Here is a 23,989-nt window from a genome sequence, read left to right on the forward strand (position 1 = left end):
CGGTTTAGACGGTTGCACGCCCAATGAAAATGGGACCGAAACAGTCGAAATAACAACAACGCAGCGACTTTTTGAAGAATAAAAAACCGATGGCACGGGCCTTGCTCTGAGCTTTGAGTGAAGTGAAGTCGCAGTGCCAACTAAAAAAAACCTTGGAGCACCACCTCATGTCCCAGACGTTTTACAAGAAAGGCTTTCTGGCCCTCGCAGTCGCTACTGCGCTGGGTGTTTCTGCGTTTGCTCAAGCTGATATCAAGATCGGTGTAGCGGGTCCTATGACCGGTGCCAACGCGGCATTCGGCGAGCAGTACATGAAGGGTGCACAGGCGGCGGCCGATGCGGTCAACGCGGCGGGTGGCGTCAACGGGGAAAAAATCGTCCTGGTCAAAGGCGACGACGCCTGCGAACCGAAGCAGGCAGTGACGGTCGCCAAGGACCTCACCAACCAGAAAGTCGCCGGCGTGGTCGGTCACTTCTGCTCCTCGTCGACCATTCCAGCCTCGGAAATCTACGACGAAGCCGGGATCATCGCGATCACTCCGGGCTCGACCAACCCGCAAGTTACCGAACGCGGTCTCAGCGCCATGTTCCGTATGTGCGGACGTGACGACCAGCAAGGCATCGTTGCCGGCGACTACATCGTCGACATGCTCAAGGGCAAGAAAGTCGTCGTGCTGCACGACAAGGACACCTACGGCCAAGGCCTGGCGGACGCCACCAAGGCTCAGCTGGAAAAACGCGGCGTCAAGCCTGTGCTGTACGAAGGCCTGACCCGTGGCGAGAAAGACTTCAGCACCATCGTCACCAAGATCCGTGGCGCCGGCGCCGATGTCGTCTACTTCGGCGGCCTGCATCCGGAAGCCGGTCCACTGGTTCGCCAGCTGCGTGAACAAGGCCTGAAAGACGTCAAGTTCATGTCCGACGACGGCATCGTGACAGACGAGCTGGTGACCACCGCTGGCGGCCCACAATTCACTGACGGCGTGCTGATGACTTTCGGCGCCGACCCGCGCCTGTTGCCTGAAAGCAAGACCGTAGTGGACGCGTTCCGCAAGGCCGGCACCGAGCCTGAAGGCTACACCCTGTACGCCTACGCCTCGGTTCAGACCCTGGCGGCAGCGTTCAACGGTGCGAAGAAAAACGACGGCGAAGCCGCTGCCAAGTGGCTGAAAGCCAACCCGGTGAAAACCGTGATGGGCGAGAAGACCTGGGACGCCAAAGGCGACCTGAAAGTCTCCGACTACGTGGTTTACCAGTGGGACAAGGACGGCAAATACCACCAGCTGGAAAAGCAGAAGTAAGGGCTGAAGCGATCACTCGGCTCACTTGAAACCCTGTGGGAGCGGGCTTGCCCGCGATGGCGTCAGGTCAATCGACACACGAGTTGGCTGATCCACCGCTATCGCTGGCAAGCCAGCTCCCACAGGATTCAGTGGCGATCGGGCTGATCACGCTCCGACATTGCTCCGACGTACATCTGTATTTTTCCTAGAAGAACCGCGCGTCATGGGCGCGCAGGTTCTCACTGCGTGAGATTGCGTTATGGATGGTATTTTCCTGCAGCAACTGGTCAATGGCCTGACCCTCGGGTCGGTCTATGGCCTGATCGCCATCGGCTACACAATGGTCTACGGCATCATCGGCATGATCAACTTCGCCCACGGCGAGGTTTACATGATTTCCGCTTACCTGGCGGCAATCAGTCTGGCTCTGCTGGCTTACTTCGGTATCGAATCCTTCCCGCTGCTGATGCTCGGTACGCTGATCTTCACCATCGTCGTCACGGCGGTGTATGGCTGGGTCATCGAGCGTGTCGCCTACAAACCCCTGCGTAACTCGACCCGCCTGGCGCCGCTGATCAGCGCCATCGGTATTTCGCTGATTCTGCAGAACTACGCACAGATCGCTCAGGGCGCCAAACAACAGGGCGTGCCTACGCTGCTGACCGGTGCCTGGCGTGTTGAAGTCGGCACCGGCTTCGTGCAACTGACCTACACCAAAGTCTTCATCCTGATCGCCGCGTTTGTCGGCATGGGGCTGCTGACCTACATCATCAAATACACCAAGCTCGGCCGCATGTGCCGTGCGACCCAGCAAGACCGCAAGATGGCCTCGATCCTGGGGATCAACACCGACCGGGTGATTTCCTACGTGTTCATCATCGGTGCAGCCATGGCGGCACTGGCCGGTGTGCTGATCACCATGAACTACGGCACGTTCGACTTCTATGCCGGCTTCATCATCGGCATCAAGGCGTTCACCGCAGCGGTTCTGGGCGGCATCGGTTCACTGCCCGGCGCGATGCTCGGCGGGATCATCCTCGGCATCTCCGAGTCGCTGTTCTCCGGTCTGGTCAACTCCGACTACAAAGACGTGTTCAGTTTCTCGCTGCTCGTCCTCGTACTGGTCTTCCGGCCGCAGGGCCTGTTGGGCCGTCCTCTTGTGTCGAAGGTGTAAGCGATGTCTGCAACCACTGAAAAATCCATCGATATCAAAAAAAGTCTGGTCGAGGCGATTCTTGCCGGCCTGATCGCGCTGATCGTGTTCGGGCCGATTGTCGGCGTGGTCCTCGACGGCTACAGCTTCAACCTCGAAGCAACCCGCGTGGCGTGGATCATTGCCATCGTCATGGCCGGGCGCTTTGCCCTCAGCCTGTTCCTGCAAACACCCAAAGGCCTGAAGATCCTCGACGGGTTCGAGAGCAGCGGTTCCGGCGTGCACGTGCTGCCGGCGGACCACAAATCACGGCTGCGCTGGATCATCCCGCTGATTATCGTGCTGGCGATCATCGTGCCGTTTGTTTCCAACTCCTATCTGCTGGGCGTGGTCATCCTCGGTTTGATCTACGTGCTGCTGGGGCTGGGGCTGAACATTGTGGTCGGTCTGGCCGGGCTGCTCGATCTCGGTTACGTGGCGTTTTACGCCATCGGCGCCTACGGTCTGGCACTGGGTTATCAATATCTGGGTCTGGGTTTCTGGACCGTGCTGCCGCTGGCGGCGATCACCGCAGGCCTGGCTGGCTGCATTCTCGGTTTCCCGGTGTTGCGTCTGCACGGTGACTATCTGGCGATCGTGACCCTGGGCTTCGGCGAAATCATTCGTCTGGTGCTCAACAACTGGCTGTCGCTGACTGGCGGCCCGAACGGCATGCCGGCGCCACTGCCGACGTTCTTCGGTCTGGAGTTCGGCAAGCGGGCGAAGGATGGCGGGGTGCCGTTTCACGAGTTCTTCGGCCTGACCTACAACCCGGACGTGAAGTATTACTTCATCTACGCGGTGCTGTTCCTGGTGGTGCTGGCGGTGCTGTACGTCAAGCATCGGCTGGTGAAGATGCCGGTCGGTCGCGCCTGGGAAGCCCTGCGTGAAGATGAAATCGCCTGCCGTTCGATGGGCCTCAACCACGTACTGGTCAAGCTCTCGGCGTTCACCATCGGTGCGTCGACGGCGGGTCTGGCCGGGGTGTTCTTCGCCACCTATCAAGGCTTCGTCAACCCGACCTCGTTCACCTTCTTCGAATCGGCGCTGATCCTCGCCATCGTCGTGCTCGGCGGCATGGGCTCGACCATCGGCGTGGTCATCGCCGCATTCGTGCTCACCGTCGCCCCGGAACTGCTGCGTGGCTTCGCTGAATACCGCGTGCTGCTGTTCGGCATCCTGATGGTGTTGATGATGATCTGGCGACCACGCGGGCTGATCCGCATCAGCCGCACTGGGGTCAAACCACGCAAAGGTGCCATTCACTACGAGAGGACTGCGCCATGAGTGAAGTCGTACTCTCTGTTGAAAAACTGATGATGCATTTCGGTGGCATCAAGGCTTTGAGCGATGTCAGCCTGAAGGTCAAACGCAATTCGATCTTCGCCCTGATCGGCCCCAACGGTGCTGGCAAGACCACGGTGTTCAACTGCCTGACCGGTTTCTACAAGGCCACGGGCGGCAAGATCGAACTCAATGTGCGTGGCCAGCAGACGAACGTCATCCAGTTGCTGGGCGAGTCATTCAAACCGACCGATTTCGTCTCGCCGAAATCCTTCCTCAGCCGCATGTACTACAAAATGTTCGGCGGTACTCATCTGGTGAACCGTGCCGGTCTCGCCCGGACGTTCCAGAACATTCGCCTGTTCAAGGAAATGTCGGTGCTGGAAAACCTGCTGGTGGCGCAGCACATGTGGGTCAACCGCAACATGCTCGCCGGCATTCTCAACACCAAGGGCTATCGCAAGGCCGAGAGCGATGCGTTGGATGTCGCGTTCTACTGGCTGGAAGTGGTCGATCTGGTCGACTGCGCCAACCGTCTGGCCGGTGAACTCTCGTACGGCCAACAACGCCGTCTGGAGATCGCTCGGGCCATGTGCACGCGGCCGCAGATCATCTGCCTCGACGAACCGGCCGCCGGCCTCAATCCTCAGGAAACCGAAGCGCTCAGCGCGATGATCCGGCTGCTGCGTGACGAGCACGATCTGACCGTGGTGCTGATCGAACACGACATGGGCATGGTCATGAGCATTTCCGATCACATCGTGGTTCTCGACCACGGCATCGTCATCGCCGAAGGCGGGCCGGAAGCGATCCGCAACGATCCGAAAGTGATCGCGGCCTATCTGGGCGCCGACGAAGAGGAGCTGGTATGAGTCAACCGATCCTCGAACTACGCAATCTGGACGTGTTCTACGGCCCCATCCAGGCGCTCAAAGGCGTATCCCTGCAGATCAACGAAGGCGAGACCGTCAGCCTGATCGGCTCCAACGGCGCCGGCAAGTCGACCTTGCTGATGTCGATCTTCGGCCAGCCGAGAGCGGCGGGCGGGCAGATTCTCTATCAGGGCGTCGACATCACGCAGAAGTCCTCGCACTACATCGCCTCCAACGGCATCGCGCAGTCGCCGGAAGGGCGGCGGGTGTTCCCCGACATGACCGTCGAGGAGAACCTGCTGATGGGCACCATCCCGATTGGCGACAAGTACGCCAAAGAGGACATGCAGCGCATGTTCGAATTGTTCCCACGGCTTGAAGAGCGGCGCAATCAACGGGCGATGACCATGTCTGGCGGTGAACAGCAGATGCTCGCCATCGCCCGTGCGCTGATGAGCCGGCCGAAGCTGTTGCTGCTCGATGAGCCGAGCCTGGGTCTGGCACCGATCGTGGTGAAGCAGATTTTCGCCACGCTGCGCGAGCTGGCGAAAACCGGGATGACGATTTTCCTCGTCGAGCAGAACGCCAACCATGCGCTGAAGCTGTCGGACCGGGCGTATGTGATGGTCAACGGCGAAATCCGTCTGACCGGCACCGGTAAAGAGCTTTTGGTGAATGAGGAGGTGCGTAACGCCTATCTGGGCGGGCACTGATTCTTCTCGCGGTTGTACACAGCCCCGGCGACGAGAGTCCCGGGGCTTTTTTATTTTTTGGAATCCACCACAGGTAAGTTGGCTAATTCCCAAAATTGTGGAAAACAAATTCCCCAAGCTGCCAAAGCGCGACATATAGACGCTGCAAATGGCTGTTTTTCCACAGTTTTGACTTGTCCCCGGTTACTGTGGAGCTGGCTGTGAATAACGTGGGTGTATATGGTTGCAGGCCTTGTAAAACGTGGCCTCCAGGCTTGTGATTATTTTTTGATCAGTCAATTTCAGGCAGGCGTGAGGCGCCATTGTCAACCTTTTTATAGCGAATCCAGGTCGGGTAGTTTCTTGTGTAAAAGCCTGTGGATAAGTCTGTGACTAAACTCTGGAAAGACCTCGCGGAGCGCCGTAATTGCTGGCCTCGCGCAATCACCCGGTGACACCGCCCGTCGTGCAAAATGCCCTGTCCCGCACATCCCCCGCATCACGGTCAAGCAAAAAACTTTCCATTTCGCCCGCAAAGCCTTGTGTGGCGCGGCTTTGCGCGTTTGCACTTGCCCCCGGAAACTGTGGAGCAGACTGTGGATAACATGCGTGCACATGGCTACAGGCCACGCTGGCTGTGGTCTTGGCAGGTCTGGTTGTTTTTTGTACAGCTGGCAAGTGTTGCCCGTATTCGCGAGGGCGGGCATGCTGCCTGCTGATTTTCTATTCCAAGGGCTGCCGTGGCGGCCGAAGCAAGGAGAACACGATGTCCGACACCCTGTTTATCACCGGCGCGACGTCCGGTTTTGGTGAAGCCTGTGCCCGTCGTTTTGCCGAGGCTGGCTGGAAGCTGGTCCTGACCGGCCGTCGTGAAGAACGCCTCAATGCCCTGTGCGCTGAACTGTCGAAGCAGACCGAAGTGCATGGTCTGGTCCTCGATGTGCGCGATCGCAAAGCGATGGAGGAGGCGATCGCCAACCTGCCGCCGTCGTTCGCCAAACTCCGTGGCCTGATCAACAACGCTGGCCTGGCGCTCGGCGTCGACCCGGCGCCGAAGTGCGATCTGGATGACTGGGACACCATGGTCGACACCAACGTCAAAGGCCTGATGTACGCCACCCGCCTGCTGCTGCCACGGCTGATTGCTCACGGCCGTGGCGCCGGTATCGTCAACCTCGGTTCCATCGCCGGTAACTACCCGTACCCGGGCAGCCACGTGTACGGCGCGAGCAAAGCCTTCGTCAAACAGTTCTCGCTGAACCTGCGTTGCGACCTGCAGGGTACTGGCGTGCGGGTCAGCAACATCGAACCCGGCCTGTGCGAAAGCGAATTCTCGCTAGTACGTTTCGCCGGTGATCAGGAACGCTACAACGCCACTTACGCCGGCGCCGAGCCGATCCAGCCGCAGGACATCGCCGAGACCATTTTCTGGGTGATGAACACCCCGGCGCACATCAACATCAACAGCCTGGAACTGATGCCGGTGAGCCAGACCTGGGCTGGGTTTGCCATCGAGCGAAACAAGGCTTGATACCGCGCTGAGGCCATTCGCGAGCAGGCAAAACAGGACGATAAGCTAAACTCCGCACTCAACCAGCCCACTGCATTCGGCGGTGTGCAAGGTCTCATGAGGAGTTCAAGTGAGTAACCGAGGTGAGCAGGCACTGCTCAAACAGTCGACGCTGCTGATGCTGGCGGTGTCGATTGCCGGGATCGTCACCGGTTTTGTTTCAGGTTCGCAATCCATCCTGTTCGATGGCTTTTTTTCGCTGATCGCGACATTCATCAAAATTCTGATGCTGATCACCGCCCGGCTGATTGCCAAGCAAAGCAATCAGCGTTTCCAGTTCGGCTTCTGGCATCTGGAGCCGATGGTGCTGCTGATCGAAGGCAGCTTCCTGCTGTTGATCGCGATCTATGCGTTTCTCAACGGTGTGTTCGGCATCATCAATGGTGGCCGTGATATCGAGTTGGGTCTGGTGATCGTCTACGCGGCGGTATTCACCGTCGTCGAGTTCGCCTACTTCTTCTACGTGCGTCAGCGTAATCGCACGCTCAAATCCAGCCTGATCCAGTTCGACAACATCAGTTGGCTGGTCGACGCGATGCTCTCGGTGGGGTTGTTGATCAGTTTCCTCGCCGCGCTGCTGCTCAAGTCCCAGGGCTATGGCGAGTGGGCGGTGTATGTCGACCCGCTGATCCTGATCGTGCTGGCGCTGACCATGCTGCCCCCGGCGTTGAAGATCCTCGGCCCGGCATTGCGTGATGTGCTGGGAATCGCCCCGGATACTCTGGATGAGCAGGTCAGGCAGGTCATGGAGGTGGCGAAGGTCGAGCATGGTTTCGACGATTACGTGTCCTACGTGCAAAAGCACGGTCGGGCGCGGTTCATCGAAATTCATGTGGTGTTGCCGGCGGATTATCCGCTGCGCAATGTCGCGCAGCTGGACGCGCTACGTGAGCAGATATCGGCGCAGTTGGGCGAGCCGGATGCGGCGCGCTGGTTGACGATCAGCTTCACCGGGGACAAAAAGTGGATTGCCTGATGACCGCGTAACGGCCATTCGCGAGCAGGCTCGCTCCCACAGGAGAATGCATTCCAAAATGTGGGAGCGAGCCTGCTCGCGAAAGCAATTGTTCGGTCAACGCAGATATTCAGCCAAACCGTGATAACAAGTCGCCAAATGATAAGGCGTGGTCGAAGGCATGTCCTTGCGACTGACCTCTCCATTCTCATCGCGACACTCATGCCAGCCGCCGGCATGCAGAAACCGCTGCTGCAACGCCTGCAACTGGCGCAGTACTACCGCTTCGCTGTCCGCCCGCAAGGTCAGCGCGCGCAGGTATTCGGCCTGAGCCCAGATCCGTTGGGTGGAATCCCTGGGCCGACCATTACTTTCCAGATCAAGCATCGCCCGCACCGCGCCGCAGGACTCCAGCACGCCATACTGCTCGGTAAAAGCAAACGCCCGATCCAGCGCCCGGTGCAGTTTCGAATCGCGCAACAGCGCCGACGATTCGAGCAGGAAATACCATTCGAACTGGTGTCCCGGCTCGTACCAGTTATCCACAGCACCCAGCGGCTTCTCCATCAACACGCCGTATTGCGGATCGACGAACTGCTTGTGCATGGCTGTGCATAACTCAAGCAGGGCCTTCTGCGTTTGCGGGTCTTCACGCACGGCGAGGGTCGCCAGAAAAGCTTCGGCCAGATGCATCAGCGGATTTTGCAGTGGCCCGGTTTGCAGGGTGAGCCAATCACGCTCAAGGCAGGCTTCGTACAAACCGTCGCCGGTGGCGAATCGGCGGCCAATGATTTCCAGCGCGGCGTTCAATGTCGACTCGGCCAGCGAATCCCGGGACTTGTCCCAGTAATGCGCGCAGGCGAACAGGATGAAGGCGTGGGTGTAGAGATCCTTGCGCTGGTCCAGCGGCTTGCCTTGCGCATCGATGCTGTAAAACCAGCCGCCGTGCTCGGCATCATGGAAATGCCGTTGCAGCGAACGGAACAACGCGGCGGCGCGGACTTCGGCGTTATCCACAACCCCGATCAGGCTGGAGAACAGATACAGCTGCCGTGCGCAGGCCATCGCCCGATAGCGCTGCACTGGCAACGGCTGGTGTGTAGCGTCCAGCGCCTCATAGGGCAACGCCATGTCGGCATTCCAGCCCGGGCCTTGCCACAGCGGCACGATCACGTCGAGGAAGTGCTGCTGCACTTGGCCAAACAGGGCGGTCAATTCGGGCAGGGCGGTGGAGCGGGAAGCGTGGGGCATGGGCGGGCGTCACGGGCTGGGGCGATTGCGCGACATGGTAGCAGAGAGCACTGCTTGAGAGAGGCGGTGTCTGTCAGGCCGTCCTTCGCGAGCAGGCTCGCTCCCACAGTGGATTTGCAGCGTACACAAAACCTGTGGGAGCGAGCCTGCTCGCGAAGAGGCCAGTTCAGGCAATAAAAAATCAGCCTGCGAGCAACCACACCCCGGTCGCCGCCGAAGCCGCACCCGCCAACCGCACCAGCGGCGCCGCTGCCTGCGGAAGAACTCGCACCACGCCATAACCGAGTGCATGCAACACCGCCGTCGCGGCCACAAACCCGGCCGCATACGCCCACGGGCTGCTCATGTCCGGCAGCTCCAGTCCATGCGCCACGCCATGGAACAGCGCAAACAGCGCCGTCGCTGCCACCGCCATCACCAGCGGCGGGCGCACCGCCAGTGCCACGGCCAGGCCCAGCGCCAAGACCGAGGCGGCAATCCCGCTTTCCAGCGCCGGCAACTCCAGCCCTTCAAAACCGAGCAGGCCGCCCAGCAGCATGGTGCCGACAAACGTGCACGGCAGCGCCCAGCGCGCCACGCCTTGTTGCTGCGCCGCCCACAAACCAACGGCGAGCATTGCCAGCAAGTGGTCGAGCCCGCCGATCGGGTGGCTGATGCCCGCGACGAGGCCGCTGTCGCCATGCCCAGGGTGCGCGAAGGCCAGTGCCGGTGTCAGCAGCAGCGCCACGGCGCCAAGAATGCGTTTGAGTGTCATGGATAAGCTTCCTTGTTGATAAGTGGTTCAGGCGGCGCTCAGCAGGCCCTGGCGTTCGATGAAGGCGATGATTTCTTCAAGGCCCTGACCGGTTTTCTGGTTGCTGAAAACGAACGGCTTGCCGTTGCGCATGCGTTTGGTGTCGCTGTCCATCATTTCCAGCGAGGCGCCCACCAGTGGCGCGAGGTCGATCTTGTTGATCACCAGCAGGTCGGACTTGCAGATCCCCGGGCCGCCCTTGCGCGGCAGCTTGTCGCCGGCGGAGACGTCGATCACGTAGATGGTCAGATCCGACAGCTCCGGGCTGAAGGTCGCCGAGAGGTTGTCGCCGCCGGACTCCACCAGAATCAGATCCAGCCCGGGAAAGCGCCGGTTCAGTTGATCGACCGCTTCGAGGTTGATCGAGGCGTCTTCACGGATCGCCGTGTGCGGGCAGCCGCCGGTTTCCACGCCGATGATCCGCTCCGGCGCGAGGGCTTCGTTGCGTACCAGGAAATCGGCGTCTTCGCGGGTGTAGATATCGTTGGTGACCACGGCGAGGTTGTAACGCTCACGCAGGGCCAAGCACAGGGCCAGGGTCAACGCGGTCTTGCCGGACCCGACCGGGCCGCCGATGCCGACGCGCAGAGGTTGTGTATCCATTTCATTCTCCAAAATAAACAGCCCTAAGAGCGGAAGAGACGGCTGTACTGGCGCTCGTGGGCCATGCACGCCAGGGACAGGCCAAAGGCGGCGCTGCCGATGTGTTCGGGATTTATGCGGGTTGCATCGTGCTGCGCCTGTTGCAGCAGCGGCAGCAGTTCGCTGGTCAGGCGCTGGGCGGCTTGCTGGCCCAGCGGCAGGGTTTTCATCAACACGGCGAGCTGGTTTTCCAGCCAGCTCCACAGCCACGCGGCAAGAGCGTCCTGCGGGCTGATGCCCCAGGCGCGTGCCGCCAGTGCCCAGCACAGGGCGAGATGCGGTTCTGTGGTCTGTTCAAGAAAGTCGCGGGCGGGCGCATCGAGTTCCGGCAAACCGTTCAACAACTGCTGCAGGGAGTAGCCCATCTGCCGGCTCTCCAGATGCAGCTCACGGGTTTCGCGACTGGCGCGGTGGCTCTCGCAGAGTTGTCGTAATTCGGCCCAGTTTTCATTTGCTGCGGCTTGGCAATGCGCCAACAGCAGCGGCGCTTCGAAGCGGGCGAGATTGAGCAGCAGTTGATCGCTGATCCAGCGGCGGGCGGCGTCAGGGTTGTGGACCCGGCCGTTATCCACCGCCATTTCCAGACCCTGGGAATAGCTGTAGCCGCCAATCGGCAGTTGCGGACTGGCCAGACGCAGCAGCGCCCAGGCCGGATTCACAGGCGCACGCCGAACTGATGGAGTTTCGGCGCGTAGTTGAAGTCTTCGTCACCGTGCCGGGAATGATGATGGCCGCTGCCGTAGGCGCCGTGTTCCGGCTGAAACGGCGCTTCAATTGCTTCGACTTGTGCGCCGAGCTGTTCGAGCATGGCCTTGAGTACGTAATCGTCGAGCAGGCGCAGCCAGCCATCGCCGACTTGCAGGGCGACATGGCGGTTGCCGAGGTGATAGGCCGCGCGCGTCAGTTCGAACGCATTGGCGCACGTGACGTGGAGCAGTTGTTCGGGGCGGGCGCAGACGCGCACGACACGGCCGTCTTCGGCCTGCAGACATTCGCCGTCATACAGCGGTGGCTGGCCGCGCTCCAAAAACAACCCGACGTCTTCGCCTTCGGCACTGAAACAGCGCAAACGGCTTTTGCTGCGCGCTTCGAAGGTCAGGTGCAGCTCGGCGGCCCAGACGGGTTGAGGGTCGATTCTGCGATGAATCACCAGCATCGGAAAGCTTCCAGCAATGAACGTTGAATGGGCTAGAGCAAGCGCCGCGCCAATCGGGCGATCTGTAGGAAATAGCTGTCGGCGCGTGCCTGATCTTTCAACAGGCGCGGCGATTCTGGAAGGTTTTGGTGCATGAAGGATTTGTCATGCACCAAAGCGAGGCTGTGGCGGATGTTCAATGTGGGAGCGAGCCTGCTCGCGAATGCGCCGTGTCAGACAGATGTATTCAGCTGACCCAGCGCTTTCGCGAGCAGGCTCGCTCCCACAGGGGCTTTGCGCTGTGTCAGATGGAGAAGGGATTACTCAGTACTGCCCAGCCCTTGCCAGTGCTTGAGACCGATGAAGATGAAGCGCAGTTGCTGGGTGATCTTCGCCTGTGGGGTCAGATGCTCCGGCAAGGCTTCGGCGGGCGGGTCGATGATGTCGGGGAGGGTGGCGAACACCGATTTGACGATCAGGTCGGCGATCACGCTCAGACCGGCGATGTCCAGATGTTGCAGCTTGGGCATCAGCGCCAGGTCCGCCGCGAGGTCGGCGCTGATGTTCTCCCGCAGGCGTCCGATTGCCTGACGCACCGGCAGCGAGCCGCCATATTGTTCGCGGGCGAGAAACAGGAATTGCGAGCGGTTGGCGTTGACCACATCAAGGAAGATGCGCACCGAGGCGTCGATGATGCCGCCCATGACGAATTCATTGTGCCGCACCAGGCGGATGGTTTCGCGGAAGGTCTGGCCGACTTCGCTGACCAGCACCAGCCCCAACTCGTCCATATCGGCGAAGTGCCGGTAGAAACCGGTGGGCACGATGCCGGCGGTCTTGCTCACTTCGCGCAGGCTCAGGCTGCCGAATCCTCGGCCGCTTTCCATCAGGTGGCGGGCAGCGTCCATCAGGGCGTTGCGGGTCTGTTGTTTCTGTTCGGCGCGGGGCAGCATCGCAGGGTGTGTTCTTCGGCAGGACAAGCGCCGCACTCTAGCAAATCGGCTTTGTCGGCGTCGAACGGGGAGTCATGCAGCGAGGGATTCACAGAAGCTGAAAAGTCAAAAGCCCAATCCGCTGATTGGGCTTTTTCGCTGGGCCGTCATAGGCTCAGCTCACGGCGCTGTTGCGTTCGATCACACGATCACCACCACCTTCGGCGAGGGCTTGACCTTGGGGAGTCTTGTCGTAGCCGTCTTCCACCAGACCTTTTTCTTCAAGACGATTGCGGCCGTTTTCAGCCAGGGTCTGGCCCTGTGGGGTTTTGTCATAGCCATCTTCAGCCAGAGTCTGACCTTGAGGGGTTTTGTCATAGCCGTCTTCAGCCAGAGTCTGGCCTTGTGGGGTTTTGTCGTAGCCGTCTTCAGCGAGCGTCTGGCTGAACACCGAGTGGCTGTCTTTGACTTGCGGAGTGGCCTGATCGGCAGCGGGCAGGGCGAAAGCAGTGCTGGCTAGCATCGACAGGGTAAGGCTGAGCAGTAATTGGCGTTTCATGATAGTGGCTCCTTGGGAGGGCGATAAAGTGGGTACGAGGGCAATGCTACTCTCGATAAGTCGATATAAAAGTTCATAAACGCAATGGTAATAATCAACAGAATTGATTGTTCAGCGCGAAGGCTCTAGATCGGGCCTTTGCGGGCGACGGTTTTGCACCGTCGTGGGTATTTTCGACTCACTCGTGCCTCGCAAAAGTGCGGGTCGCGGTAACACTGCTCGACCGATCGGTCAGTTTTGCCGGGCTTTTTATGGCTTAAACTGCCTTTCGATTAAACCTGCGGGCCTTTCGCCAGTCACAGACTGCATAGGGGCCGCTTAGGTCTGCCGTTTCAGCTGTGCGTCGGGTAATCGGCGTGCGGTCGTGATCAGGAGCTTTGTGCATGACGCGCACTGGAAAAATCTTCAGCTGGACCTTCGCCATCCTCGCGCTGCTGCTGGCAGCCTTGATTCTGATCATCGTGTTCTTCGACTGGAACCGGATCAAACCCACGATCAACGCCAAAGTTTCGGAAGAATTGCACCGGGCGTTTGCCATCAATGGCAACCTCGCGGTGATCTGGCAGCGCGAGCCGGAAGAAGGCGGCTGGCGCTCTTGGGTGCCGTGGCCGCACGTGGTCGCCGAGGATCTGAGCCTGGGCAACCCGGACTGGTCGAAGCAGCCGCAGATGGTCACCCTCAAACGCGTCGAGCTGCGCATTTCGCCGCTGGCCCTGCTGGCCCAGCGCGTGGTGATTCCGCGCATCGACCTGACCGAGCCGAATGCCGAGCTGCAACGTCTGGCCGATGGCCGCGCCAACTGGACGTTCAAATTCGATCCCAAGGACCCGAACGCCGAGCCGTCGAGCTGGGTGGTCGATATCGGCTCGATCGGTTTCGACAAGGGCCACGTGACCCTCGACGACCAGACCCTGAAGACCAACCTCGATGTGTTGATCGACCCGCTCGGCAAGCCGATTCCCTTCAGCGAGATTGTCGGCGACAAAGCGGCGAAAACCGCTCAGGACAAGGGCGGCGCACCGCAGGACTATGCCTTTGCACTCAAGGTCAAAGGCCAGTACCACGCGCAGAACCTCACCGGGCAGGGCAAGATCGGCGGGCTGCTGGCCTTGCAGGACGCGAGCAAGCCGTTCCCGTTGCAGGCCCAGGCGAAGATCGGCGACACCCGTATCGAACTGGCCGGCACCCTGACTGACCCGCTGAATCTCGGCGCCCTGGACCTGCGCTTGAAGCTCGCTGGCGACAGCCTCGGCAATCTTTACCCGCTGACCGGCGTGACCCTGCCGGACACCCCACCGTATTCCACCGACGGCCACCTGATCGCCAAGCTGCATGACGAGGCCGGGGCGAAATTCACTTATGAAAAATTCAACGGCAAGATCGGCGACAGCGACATCCACGGCGACCTGACCTACGTGGCCAGTCAGCCACGGCCGAAACTCACGGGTGCGTTGCTCTCCAATCAACTGCTGTTCGCCGACCTTGCACCGTTGATCGGGGCTGATTCCAACACCGAGCAAAAGGCCCGTGGCGGCGCGAGCAAGCAGCCGGCCGATAAAGTCCTGCCGGTCGAAGAATTCAAGACTGATCGCTGGCGCGCCATGGACGCCGATGTCGAGTTCACCGGCAAGCGCATCGTCCATAGCGAGAAGCTGCCGTTCAACGACCTCTATACCCATCTGAAACTCAACGACGGCGAACTCAGCCTGGAACCGCTGCGCTTTGGCGTCGCCGGCGGCACCCTGGATGCGCTGATCCGCCTGAATGGCCGCACCGAGCCGCTGGAAGGCCGGGCGCGTTTGACCGCACGCAAATTCAAACTCAAAGAGCTGTTCCCGACCTTCGAACCGATGAAAACCAGTTTCGGTGAGCTCAATGGCGATGCCGACATCAGTGGCCGAGGCAACTCCGTGGCCAAGCTCCTCGGTGGCGCCAACGGCAATCTGAAGATGCTGATCAACGACGGTGCGATCAGCCGCGAGCTGATGGAACTGGCCGGGCTCAACGTCGGCAACTACGTGGTCGGCAAGATCTTTGGCGACAAGGAAGTGAAGATCAATTGCGCGGCGGCGGACTTCGACATCAAGACCGGCCTGGCCACGACACGGCTGTTTGTCTTCGATACCGAGAACGCAATCATCTACATCGATGGCACGGCGAACATGGCCACCGAGCAACTCGATCTGACCGTGACCCCGGAATCCAAAGGCTGGCGTCTGATCTCCCTGCGCTCGCCGCTATATGTGCGCGGCAAGTTCATCAAACCGGATGCCGGCGTCAAAGCCGTACCGTTGATGCTGCGCGGGGCGGGAATGGTTGCGCTGGGCGTGATAGCCGCACCGGCGGCGGGATTGCTGGCGCTGGTGGCGCCCAGCGGTGGCGAGCCGAATCAGTGCGCGCCGTTGTTGGAGCAGATGAAGCAGGGCAAGGCACCGGTGACCGTTAAACCCAGCAAGTAATGCGGCGTCTCTGAGGGCGCCTTCGCGAGCTGGCTCGCTCCCACATCCGAACGCATTCCTTCAATTGAAATGCGATCCGGTGGGAGCGAGCCTGCTCGCGAATGCGGCCTGACTGTGATTACAGGTCGTTGAGGATATCCGCCATGTCGTCGGCGTGTTCTTCTTCCTGGGCGAGGATGTCTTCGAAGATGCGGCGAGTGGTCGGGTCTTTGTCACCGATGTACTGGATGATTTCGCGGTAGCTGTCGATGGCGATGCGCTCGGCCACCAGATCTTCGTAAACCATTTCCTTGAGCGTATTGCCGGCCACGTATTGCGCGTGGGACATCTTGCTCAGCAGGTCGGGGTTGAATTCGGGCTCACCGCCCAGTTGCACGATGCGTTCGGCGAGGCGATCGGCGTGCTCGGCTTCCTGGTTGGCGTGCTCGAGAAATTCGTCGGCGGCGACGTTGGCTTTCAAGCCGTTGGCCATGAAGTAGTGGCGCTTGTAGCGCAAGGTGCACACCAGCTCGGTGGCCAGCGACTCATTGAGCAAACGCAGTATTTCCTCACGGTTGGCGTTGTAGCCCTCGGTGACCGCGCCGTTTTCCACGTGTTGCCGCGCGCGTTCGCGCAGGGTTTGAACATCAGACAAATGCACGTCACTCATTTCATTCTCCTGGAGGCTAATCCGATAGGCGCCACGTTCTGAAGACGCGGTCGCTACCCAGGTTGTGAGTCTTGAGCGAAGCGAAAAGTTTTATGCGATTTACGCCGGACGCGCTGCAGGAACTGCTGAAGACTGCGATGTCGGGAGAGTCAGACCGGTTCGGTGGAGCGGGTGCTGGCGGACTGGAATAGGCTTATCGTTGAGTTGTCATCGCCGAGGTGGATGCTTGGCGGGCGTCTTGCAGGTCTGGCATCCACTCACGCGCACAAGGAAGTAACCCATGTCGACACGTTATCCATTGCTGCTGGTGCCGGGCATGCTCGGCTTTATCCGGCTGGTGCTTTACCCGTATTGGTTCGGCATCATCAAGGCCTTGCGCCGTGGTGGTGCGACGGTGGTCGCGGTGCAGGTTTCGCCACTCAATTCCACGGAAGTGCGCGGCGAGCAATTGCTGGTGCGGATCGACGAAATTCTCCGCGAGACGGGGGCGCAGAAGGTCAACCTGTTCGGTCACAGCCAAGGCGCTTTGACCGCGCGGTATGCGGCGGCGAAGCGCCCGGATCTGGTCGCCTCGGTAACATCGGTGGCCGGGCCGAATCACGGCTCCGAACTGGCCGATTATCTGGAAAAGCACTATCCCGCCAACAGCGCCAAGGGGCGCTCGCTCGAAGCGTTGCTGCGCTTGATCGGCTGGGTCATGGCATTGCTCGACACGGGTTATCACGGGCCGAAACTGCCGGTGGATATCCACGCTTCCCACCAATCGCTGACGACGGCGGGCGTCGCATTATTCAATCAGCGTTATCCACAAGGGCTGCCGGAAGTCTGGGGCGGCCAAGGGCCGGAAGAGGTCAACGGTGTGCGCTATTACTCCTGGTCAGGGACGCTGCAACCGGGCAAGACTGATCGTGGCGGCAACCTTTTCGACGGCACCAATCGCAGTTGTCGCCTGTTCGCCAAGACCTTCGTCCGTGAGCCGGGGCAGTGCGATGGCATGGTCGGCCGTTACAGCTCGCATCTGGGCACGGTGATCGGTGATGACTATCCGCTGGATCATTTCGACATCGTCAATCAGTCGCTGGGACTGGTGGGCAAGGGCGCGGATCCGGTAAGGCTGTTTGTCGAGCATGCGGCGCGGCTGGAGGCTGCAGGGTTATAGCCAAACAGACCGCGTCATCGTTCTTCGCGAGCAGGCTCGCTCCCACAGGTGTCTGCATTTCAATGTGGGAGCGAGCCTGCTCGCGAAGGGGTCTTATCAGGCAACGCTGACCCGGCGGCCCAAAACGGTGGTCCAGCGCTCCGACAAAACCACCCCACCCAAGGTCAGCAAACCGCCCACCAGGTGATACATCGCCAACTGTTCCTTCAGCACCAGCGCTGCGATCAACGCGGTAATCAGCGGCAGCAGATTGAAGAACAACGTCGTCCGGCTCGGTCCCAGCCGCTGCACCGCTTGCATCCACGCCAGCGGCGCGACCATCGAAGCCAGCAGGCATGCATAGAGCACCAGCGGCACGTTCTGCGGATTCAAACCGGTCTTCGGCGAAACAGCGAACAACGGAAACAACACCACAATCGCCACCAGCACCTGCAAGTACAGCAGCACCAGCGGCGGCAGGCGCAGTTGCCACTTTTTCAGCAGCGTGCTGTAAACCGCATAAGCCAGCGTCGCGACCAGCATCATCGCATCGCCCAGATTGACCCCGTGTTGCAGCAGCGCACCGAGGCTGCCGGATGACACCACCACCAGCACGCCAGCGAACGACAGCACCGCACCGACCAGCGCACCAGCCGTCAGGCGCTGGCCGAGGCTGATGATCGCCATGGCCAGCGACATCAATGGCATCAACGACAGGATGATGCCCATGTTGGTCGCGGTGGTCAGTGTTGCAGCGAAATAGGCGAGGCTCTGATACACCGCCATGCCGAGTACGCCGAGGATGAAAATCCGCCCCAGGTTCGGCCGAATCTGCGGCCAGTGCGCGATCACTTTCGTAAGCATGAATGGCGTGAACAGCACGCCGGCGAGCAGCCAGCGATAGAAACCGATCTCGGCGGGGAAGATCGCGCCGACCGCCAGTTTGTTGATCACGGTGTTGCCGGCCCAGATGAAAATCGCCAGCAGGGGAAACGCGTATTGCATGGGACAAAACCAGAACGTTGATGAAGGGCGATTATCGCCTGTCTGGATGCAGGCCTATACTGCGAACCGGACAACCTGCCTCTGCATCCGGACAGCATGAACAGCAAACACATCGATCTGCTCGATTTCAGCGAACTGCCGTCAGCGGTGTATTTCCGCTACGCCGATTTCAATGCCCACGAATATGCCGCGCCGCATCGCCATCCGTGGGGCACGCTCGAGTATGCCGCCCATGGCGTGTTGCACATGGATGTCGACGGCAGCCGCTTCATGTCGCCGCCGCAGTACGCGGTGTGGGTGCCGCCCGAGGTCGAGCACAGTTTCTACAGCCATCAGCCGGTCAACTATCGCGCGGTGTGTCTTGATCCAAGTGTTTGCACACGGTTGCCGGCGCGGGCCTGCACCTTGGCGATCAGTGACATTCTCAAGGCGATTCTCAAGGACTTCGCCGCCCGCGATGTGAAGATTCCGGAGCATGAGGCCGATCAGCGTCTGGCCCAGGTATTGGTCGATCAACTGCAACAGGCACCGGTGCAGGAATGTTATCTGCCGTACGCAAGCAGCCCGGGCTTGCTGACGATTCTCGACGCCTTGCAGGCCGCGCCGGGCGACAACCAACCGTTGGCGCATTGGGCCGCGCAAGTGCATGTCAGCGAGCGCACTCTGGCGCGGCAGTTCGTTCGTGAGCTGGGCATGAGCTTTGGCGAGTGGCGTCAGCGCTTGCGTTATCTGGCGGCGATCGAGGCGCTGGAAACCTCGCGTTCGGTGCAGGAAATCGCTTTCGACCTCGGCTACAGCAGCGGCTCGGCCTTCATCGCCATGTTCGCCCGCCAGGCCGGGTGCACGCCGGAGCAGTATCGGCGCAGCCACCTCGAGGGCAGGAAGGTGTAACAAGCTTTGACTACACTGCGACAGAGGCCGCATCCATCGGTGCGGCAACAAGGAGAAAACTCCATGAAGATGTTGCGTGTGCCGTTGTTGATGATCGGGCTGCTTGTGTGTTCCCAGGGTTTCGCCGCCACGGCGCAACAGAACAAGATGACCACCTGCAATGCCGATGCGACCGCCAAAAGCCTGAAGGGCGACGAGCGCAAGGCGTTCATGAGCACCTGCCTGAAAGCGGCACCAGCGGCCAACGATGGCAAGGAGCTGACCCCGCAGCAGCAGAAGATGACCACCTGCAATGCCGATGCGAAAACCAAGGCGCTGACCGGCGATGCGCGCAAGGCGTTCATGAGTGAGTGTCTGAAGAAAAAGTGAAACGGTAAATAATGTGGTGAGCTTGCCGGCCTCTTCGCGAGCAGGCTCGCTCCCACATTTGAAATGCTTCCCCTGTGGGAGCGAGCCTGCTCGCGAAAGCGTCGCTGAATGCACCGCCATTCCCATGCCCCGCATATCCCTAGTGCTAACCCCGGATCGCTGGCAGACTGCCCGTCCTTTCACGCCGTTCGTTTTGAGGCTGTATGCCAACGTTTTCTCAGCGTCATGTTGTGTTCTGGGTCAGTTGCATCATCATTTTTGGCGGTTTGCTGTTGGTGCTGCCGCTGCGCCTGTTGCCGAGCCTGCTGGCCGGGTTGCTGGTGTTCGAGCTGGTCAACATGCTCACCCCGCAACTGCAACGGCTGATCGAAGGGCGGCGTGCGCGCTGGTTGGCGGTGGCGCTGCTCGGCACGCTGGTAGTAAGTGCGCTGGCGCTGATCTTCGCTGGCGCCATCAGTTTCCTCCTGCATGAAGCGGAAAACCCCGGCGCCTCGCTCGATAAATTCATGGGTGTGGTCGATCGCGCGCGCGGGCAGTTGCCGCCGTTCATCGATGCCTACCTGCCGGCGAGTGCGGCGGAATTTCGCGTGGCGATCGGCGAGTGGGCGAGCAAGCATCTGGCCGACCTGCAACTGGTCGGCAAGGACGCCGCGCACATGTTCGTCACCCTGCTGATTGGCATGGTGCTTGGCGCGATCATCGCCCTGCAGCGCATTCCCGACGTGACCAAGCGCAAGCCGCTGGCCGCCGCTTTGTTCGACCGTTTGCATCTGCTGGTGCAGGCGTTTCGCAATATCGTCTTCGCGCAGATCAAGATTTCCCTGCTCAACACCGTGTTCACCGGGATCTTCCTCGCGGTGATCCTGCCGATGTTCGGCATCAAGCTGCCGCTGACCAAAACCCTGATCGTGCTGACCTTCCTGCTCGGGCTGCTGCCGGTGATCGGCAACCTGATGTCGAACACGCTGATAACCATCGTCGGCCTGTCGCTGTCGATCTGGGTGGCGATCGCCGCGCTGGGCTATCTGATCGTTATCCACAAGCTCGAATACTTCCTCAACGCGCGCATCGTCGGCGGGCAGATCAGTGCCAAGTCGTGGGAGTTGCTCCTGGCGATGCTGGTGTTCGAAGCCGCGTTCGGCCTGCCGGGGGTGGTGGCGGGGCCGATTTATTACGCGTATCTGAAGAGTGAGTTGAAGCTGGGCGGGATGGTCTAAGGCCAGGCAACTAAATTGAATGCATCTGTGGCGAGGGGATTTATCCCCGTTGGCCTGCGCAGCAGGCCCCTGCTTTCATAAGGCGGGGGCCGCTTCGCGACCCAACGGGGATAAATCCCCTCGCCACAAAGGCTCTTCGCCACAGAGATTGTGATCAGGCCATCGAACCGTAACGCTTCATCGCTTCAATCGCCAAACCGCTACCAATGCTGCCGAAGATGTTCCCTTCCACATGCCGCGCGTTCGGCAGCATCGCCGAGACGCTGTTGCGCAGGGCCGGGATGCCGCTCGATCCACCAGTGAAGAACACCGTGTCGACCTGATCGACCGCCACGCCGGCGTCATTCAACAACTGCGTAACACTGCCACGCACGCGCTCGAGCAAGGCTTCGATCGCCGATTCGAACAGCGCGCGGCTCAGCTCGACGCTCAGCCCGGCTTCGATGCGGTCCAGCGGCACGTGGCGGCTGTCGGCGTGGGTCAGCTGGATCTTGGTTTCTTCCACTTCCATCGCCAGCCAGTGCCCGGCGCGCTGTTCGATCAGCTTGAACAGGCGATCGATGCCGCCGGTGTCTTCAATGTCGTAACGCATGCTGCCCAGCGCCAGCGTGGATTTCTGCGAGTACACCGAGTTGATCGTGTGCCAGGTCGCCAGGTTCATGTGGTGGCTGGTTGGCATGTAGGCGCCGCTCTTCATGCGGCTGCCGTAGCCGAACAGCGGCATCAGGCCTTGCAGACTCAGCTGTTTGTCGAAGTCGGTACCACCGATGTGCACACCGCCGGTGGCGAGGATGTCATCGTGACGGTTGTCGACACCGCGACGCTCGGGCGACAGGCGCACCAGCGAGAAGTCGGAGGTACCACCGCCGATGTCGACGATCAGTACCAGCTCTTCTTTCTCGATGGTCGACTCGTAGTCGAACGCTGCCGCGATCGGTTCGTACTGGAACGACACGTCCTTGAAACCGATTTTGCGCGCCACTTCGACCAGCGTGTCTTCGGCCTCCTGGTCGGCGAGCGGATCGTCGTCGACGAAGAACACCGGACGGCCCAGCACCACTTGCTCGAATTCCCGACCGGCGGCGGTTTCGGCGCGGCTCTTGAGCTGGCCGATGAACAGCCCGAGCAGGTCCTTGAACGGCATCGCCGTGCCGAGGACGCTGGTATCGTGTTTGATCAGCTTGGAGCCGAGCAGGCTTTTCAACGAGCGCATCAGCCGGCCTTCGTAGCCTTCCAGATACTCGTGCAGGGCCAGGCGACCGTAGACCGGGCGACGTTCCTCGATGTTGAAGAAGACCACCGACGGCAGGGTGATCTTGTCGTCTTCCAGCGCGATCATGGTGTCCATGCCGGGGCGCAGCCAGCCGACGGTGGAGTTGGACGTGCCGAAGTCGATGCCGCAGGCACGGGCTGGAGAGGCGTCTTTCATGTCTTTCGGTTTCCGGTCAAAAAAACGGCCGCGCAGTGTATGTCAGTGCGCGGCAGATTCGAAGGCCGGTCATCCGCTATTTCGCCCCCAGACAGTTGAAAACCACCGCATCGCCCCAAACTTGCTGGCATGGGCCGGCAGACACACCGGCGGTCGCAAGAACCGCCGTCCACTGCCGATAAACTTCTGCGGCGCCACCCGGTCACAAACTTGAGATCGGTCAACCCGGCACGTGCCAATCGGCGCATGCTGGTCTCGGCGCGAAATCGATAACGGATGGTGATCCTTCCATGGACTTCAAAGACTATTACAAGATACTCGGCGTGGAGCCGACAGCCGACGACAAGGCCATCAAGGCGGCCTATCGCAAGCTGGCGCGCAAATACCACCCCGATGTCAGCAAGGAAAAAGACGCCGAGGCCAAGTTCAAGGACGCCTCGGAAGCCTATGAAGCACTGAAAAGTGCCGACAAGCGCGCCGAATATGACGAACTGCGCCGTTATGGCCAGCACGGTCAGCCGTTCCAGGGCCCACCGGGCTGGCAGAGCCGTGGCGGCTTCGGTGGCGGCGGTGGCGACACAGGCGACTTCTCGGACTTCTTCAGTTCGATCTTCGGCAATCGCGGCCCCGGTTTCGGTGGCGCCGAGAGCCGCCAATCACGCGGACGCCGAGGGCAAGACGTGGAAATGGAACTGCCGGTCTTCCTCGAAGAAACCCTGTCGAACGAATCGAAAAAAGTCACCTTTCAGGTGCCGCAATACAACGCGCACGGCCAACACGTCAGCAACACCAGCAAGAGCCTGAACGTGAAGATTCCGGCCGGCGTGACCGATGGCGAGCGAATTCGCTTGAAGGGCCAGGGCGCACCGGGCATCGGTGGCGGGGCGAATGGCGACCTGTACCTGACCATTCGTTTTGCGCCGCACCCGAAATTCGATGTCGAAGGCGAAAACCTGATCATCACCTTGCCCCTGGCTCCGTGGGAATTGGCATTGGGCACTGAAGTGGCCGTGCCGACCCTGACCGGCAAGATCAACCTCAAGGTGCCGGCCGGCAGCCAGAATGGCCAGCGCATGCGCGCCAAGGGCCATGGCCTGCTGAACAAGGCCGGCGAACGCGGTTACCTGTTCGTGCAGCTCAAGGCCGTGATGCCCAAAGCGTCCGACGATGAGGTCAAGGCGCTGTGGCAGGAACTGGCGAAGAAAGCCGCCTTCAATCCGCGAGAGAACTTCTGAACCCGACGACGGAGTAGCCCATCATGAGCAGCCCCCTGATCGTTCAACTGGACCTGGCAGAATTCTGTGAGGCGGCCGACTTGTCGGACGTCTACGTGATCGAAATCGTCGAGCACGGCATCCTCGAACCTCAGGGCGCGCAGCCCCGGGAATGGCGTTTCACCGACTACGAATTGGCCTTGGCCAAGCGTGCGGCGAAGCTGCGCCGTGATCTGGAACTGGAGTGGGAAGGCGTGGCGCTGGCGCTGGATCTGCTGGATGAGGTGAAGCAGTTGCGCGCCGAGAACCGCATGTTGCGCCAGCGGTTGGGGCGGTTGGTGGTCGAATAAGTTGTTTGAGGCGATGAGGTCTGATCCGGCCTCATCGCGAGTCGGCCCGCTTGTGCCGGTTTAGTGTTTGCGAGTGTTTCACCCGGTATGAACCGGCAGGATGGTCTG

General features: G+C 60.5%; 24 protein-coding genes. 14 read left to right on the plus strand and 10 right to left on the minus strand.

Annotated features, from left to right (window positions below; translation table 11 throughout):
- Positions 1 to 167 precede the first annotated feature (167 nt).
- From KVG87_RS14040 to KVG87_RS14070, 7 genes are all read left to right on the plus strand, one after another.
- Complete coding sequence (locus tag KVG87_RS14040) at positions 168 to 1,301, plus strand: ABC transporter substrate-binding protein (RefSeq protein ID WP_041480713.1); 1,134 nt, start codon at positions 168 to 170, stop codon at positions 1,299 to 1,301.
- 241 nt (positions 1,302 to 1,542) lie between these two features.
- The gene (locus KVG87_RS14045; protein ID WP_041480712.1) at positions 1,543 to 2,457 is read left to right on the plus strand and encodes an ABC transporter permease subunit; all 915 of its coding nucleotides are present in this window, start codon (positions 1,543 to 1,545) and stop codon (positions 2,455 to 2,457) included.
- Positions 2,458 to 2,460: 3 nt separating this feature from the next.
- Complete coding sequence (livM, locus tag KVG87_RS14050) at positions 2,461 to 3,762, plus strand: high-affinity branched-chain amino acid ABC transporter permease LivM (protein ID WP_076565446.1); 1,302 nt, start codon at positions 2,461 to 2,463, stop codon at positions 3,760 to 3,762.
- Positions 3,759 to 4,631, plus strand: a complete 873-nt coding sequence (locus KVG87_RS14055) for an ABC transporter ATP-binding protein (RefSeq protein WP_016771916.1) — start codon at positions 3,759 to 3,761, stop codon at positions 4,629 to 4,631. The genes livM and KVG87_RS14055 overlap by 4 nt, the downstream gene beginning before the upstream one ends.
- Positions 4,628 to 5,344 (plus strand): ABC transporter ATP-binding protein, encoded by a 717-nt coding sequence (locus KVG87_RS14060; RefSeq protein ID WP_016771915.1) that lies wholly within the window; start codon positions 4,628 to 4,630, stop codon positions 5,342 to 5,344. The genes KVG87_RS14055 and KVG87_RS14060 overlap by 4 nt, the downstream gene beginning before the upstream one ends.
- A 745-nt stretch (positions 5,345 to 6,089) precedes the next feature.
- Complete coding sequence (locus KVG87_RS14065; RefSeq protein WP_016771914.1) at positions 6,090 to 6,854, plus strand: SDR family oxidoreductase; 765 nt, start codon at positions 6,090 to 6,092, stop codon at positions 6,852 to 6,854.
- 109 nt (positions 6,855 to 6,963) lie between these two features.
- Entirely contained in the window at positions 6,964 to 7,869 is a 906-nt protein-coding gene (locus tag KVG87_RS14070; RefSeq protein WP_073471716.1) for a cation diffusion facilitator family transporter, read from the plus strand.
- A gap of 96 nt (positions 7,870 to 7,965) precedes the next feature.
- Here KVG87_RS14070 and KVG87_RS14075 read toward each other — a convergent pair whose 3' ends face one another.
- The 7 genes from KVG87_RS14075 to KVG87_RS14105 all read right to left on the minus strand — a co-directional run bounded on the left by KVG87_RS14075 (position 7,966) and on the right by KVG87_RS14105 (position 13,160).
- Positions 7,966 to 9,099 (minus strand): AGE family epimerase/isomerase, encoded by a 1,134-nt coding sequence (locus KVG87_RS14075; protein WP_217851206.1) that lies wholly within the window; start codon positions 9,097 to 9,099, stop codon positions 7,966 to 7,968.
- Positions 9,100 to 9,280: 181 nt separating this feature from the next.
- Positions 9,281 to 9,853, minus strand: a complete 573-nt coding sequence (locus tag KVG87_RS14080; protein WP_217851208.1) for a HupE/UreJ family protein — start codon at positions 9,851 to 9,853, stop codon at positions 9,281 to 9,283.
- A gap of 27 nt (positions 9,854 to 9,880) precedes the next feature.
- Positions 9,881 to 10,495, minus strand: a complete 615-nt coding sequence (gene ureG, locus KVG87_RS14085; RefSeq protein WP_217851210.1) for an urease accessory protein UreG — start codon at positions 10,493 to 10,495, stop codon at positions 9,881 to 9,883.
- Positions 10,496 to 10,518: 23 nt separating this feature from the next.
- Positions 10,519 to 11,193, minus strand: a complete 675-nt coding sequence (locus KVG87_RS14090) for an urease accessory protein UreF (protein WP_076565463.1) — start codon at positions 11,191 to 11,193, stop codon at positions 10,519 to 10,521.
- On the minus strand, positions 11,190 to 11,690 hold the full coding sequence (gene ureE / locus KVG87_RS14095; RefSeq protein ID WP_217851212.1) for an urease accessory protein UreE: 501 nt from the start codon (positions 11,688 to 11,690) through the stop codon (positions 11,190 to 11,192). The genes KVG87_RS14090 and ureE overlap by 4 nt, the downstream gene beginning before the upstream one ends.
- A 299-nt stretch (positions 11,691 to 11,989) precedes the next feature.
- Complete coding sequence (locus KVG87_RS14100; RefSeq protein ID WP_056787610.1) at positions 11,990 to 12,622, minus strand: TetR family transcriptional regulator; 633 nt, start codon at positions 12,620 to 12,622, stop codon at positions 11,990 to 11,992.
- 154 nt (positions 12,623 to 12,776) lie between these two features.
- Positions 12,777 to 13,160, minus strand: coding sequence for a DUF2790 domain-containing protein (locus tag KVG87_RS14105; RefSeq protein WP_041480705.1), 384 nt, complete (start codon positions 13,158 to 13,160; stop codon positions 12,777 to 12,779).
- A gap of 383 nt (positions 13,161 to 13,543) precedes the next feature.
- Between KVG87_RS14105 and KVG87_RS14110 the strand changes: the two genes are divergently transcribed.
- On the plus strand, positions 13,544 to 15,619 hold the full coding sequence (locus tag KVG87_RS14110) for an AsmA family protein (RefSeq protein ID WP_217851213.1): 2,076 nt from the start codon (positions 13,544 to 13,546) through the stop codon (positions 15,617 to 15,619).
- A gap of 118 nt (positions 15,620 to 15,737) precedes the next feature.
- Here KVG87_RS14110 and KVG87_RS14115 read toward each other — a convergent pair whose 3' ends face one another.
- On the minus strand, positions 15,738 to 16,268 hold the full coding sequence (locus KVG87_RS14115; protein WP_016771904.1) for a ferritin-like domain-containing protein: 531 nt from the start codon (positions 16,266 to 16,268) through the stop codon (positions 15,738 to 15,740).
- Between the two features lie 280 nt (positions 16,269 to 16,548).
- On the opposite strand from KVG87_RS14115, the gene KVG87_RS14120 reads away from it, so the two are divergent.
- The gene (locus KVG87_RS14120) at positions 16,549 to 17,427 is read left to right on the plus strand and encodes an esterase/lipase family protein (RefSeq protein WP_217851214.1); all 879 of its coding nucleotides are present in this window, start codon (positions 16,549 to 16,551) and stop codon (positions 17,425 to 17,427) included.
- A 96-nt stretch (positions 17,428 to 17,523) separates the two neighbouring features.
- Here KVG87_RS14120 and KVG87_RS14125 read toward each other — a convergent pair whose 3' ends face one another.
- A complete protein-coding gene (locus KVG87_RS14125) occupies positions 17,524 to 18,411 on the minus strand; it encodes a DMT family transporter (protein WP_217851215.1) in 888 nt (295 codons plus the stop codon).
- Between the two features lie 96 nt (positions 18,412 to 18,507).
- Between KVG87_RS14125 and KVG87_RS14130 the strand changes: the two genes are divergently transcribed.
- The 3 genes from KVG87_RS14130 to KVG87_RS14140 all read left to right on the plus strand — a co-directional run bounded on the left by KVG87_RS14130 (position 18,508) and on the right by KVG87_RS14140 (position 20,888).
- A complete protein-coding gene (locus KVG87_RS14130) occupies positions 18,508 to 19,302 on the plus strand; it encodes an AraC family transcriptional regulator (RefSeq protein WP_016771901.1) in 795 nt (264 codons plus the stop codon).
- 63 nt (positions 19,303 to 19,365) lie between these two features.
- Complete coding sequence (locus KVG87_RS14135; RefSeq protein ID WP_016771900.1) at positions 19,366 to 19,671, plus strand: PsiF family protein; 306 nt, start codon at positions 19,366 to 19,368, stop codon at positions 19,669 to 19,671.
- Positions 19,672 to 19,874: 203 nt separating this feature from the next.
- On the plus strand, positions 19,875 to 20,888 hold the full coding sequence (locus KVG87_RS14140; protein ID WP_016771899.1) for an AI-2E family transporter: 1,014 nt from the start codon (positions 19,875 to 19,877) through the stop codon (positions 20,886 to 20,888).
- Positions 20,889 to 21,042: 154 nt separating this feature from the next.
- On the opposite strand, the gene KVG87_RS14145 is transcribed toward KVG87_RS14140, so the two are convergent.
- Positions 21,043 to 22,317: an Hsp70 family protein gene (locus KVG87_RS14145; protein WP_130929365.1), complete on the minus strand. Its 1,275-nt coding sequence runs from the start codon at positions 22,315 to 22,317 to the stop codon at positions 21,043 to 21,045.
- Positions 22,318 to 22,607: 290 nt separating this feature from the next.
- Between KVG87_RS14145 and KVG87_RS14150 the strand changes: the two genes are divergently transcribed.
- A complete protein-coding gene (locus KVG87_RS14150) occupies positions 22,608 to 23,552 on the plus strand; it encodes a DnaJ C-terminal domain-containing protein (protein WP_024011397.1) in 945 nt (314 codons plus the stop codon).
- A gap of 23 nt (positions 23,553 to 23,575) precedes the next feature.
- Entirely contained in the window at positions 23,576 to 23,881 is a 306-nt protein-coding gene (locus KVG87_RS14155; RefSeq protein ID WP_016771896.1) for a chaperone modulator CbpM, read from the plus strand.
- Positions 23,882 to 23,989 lie beyond the last annotated feature (108 nt).

This window comes from Pseudomonas siliginis, assembly GCF_019145195.1.
In the GTDB taxonomy this organism is placed as follows: domain Bacteria; phylum Pseudomonadota; class Gammaproteobacteria; order Pseudomonadales; family Pseudomonadaceae; genus Aquipseudomonas; species Aquipseudomonas siliginis.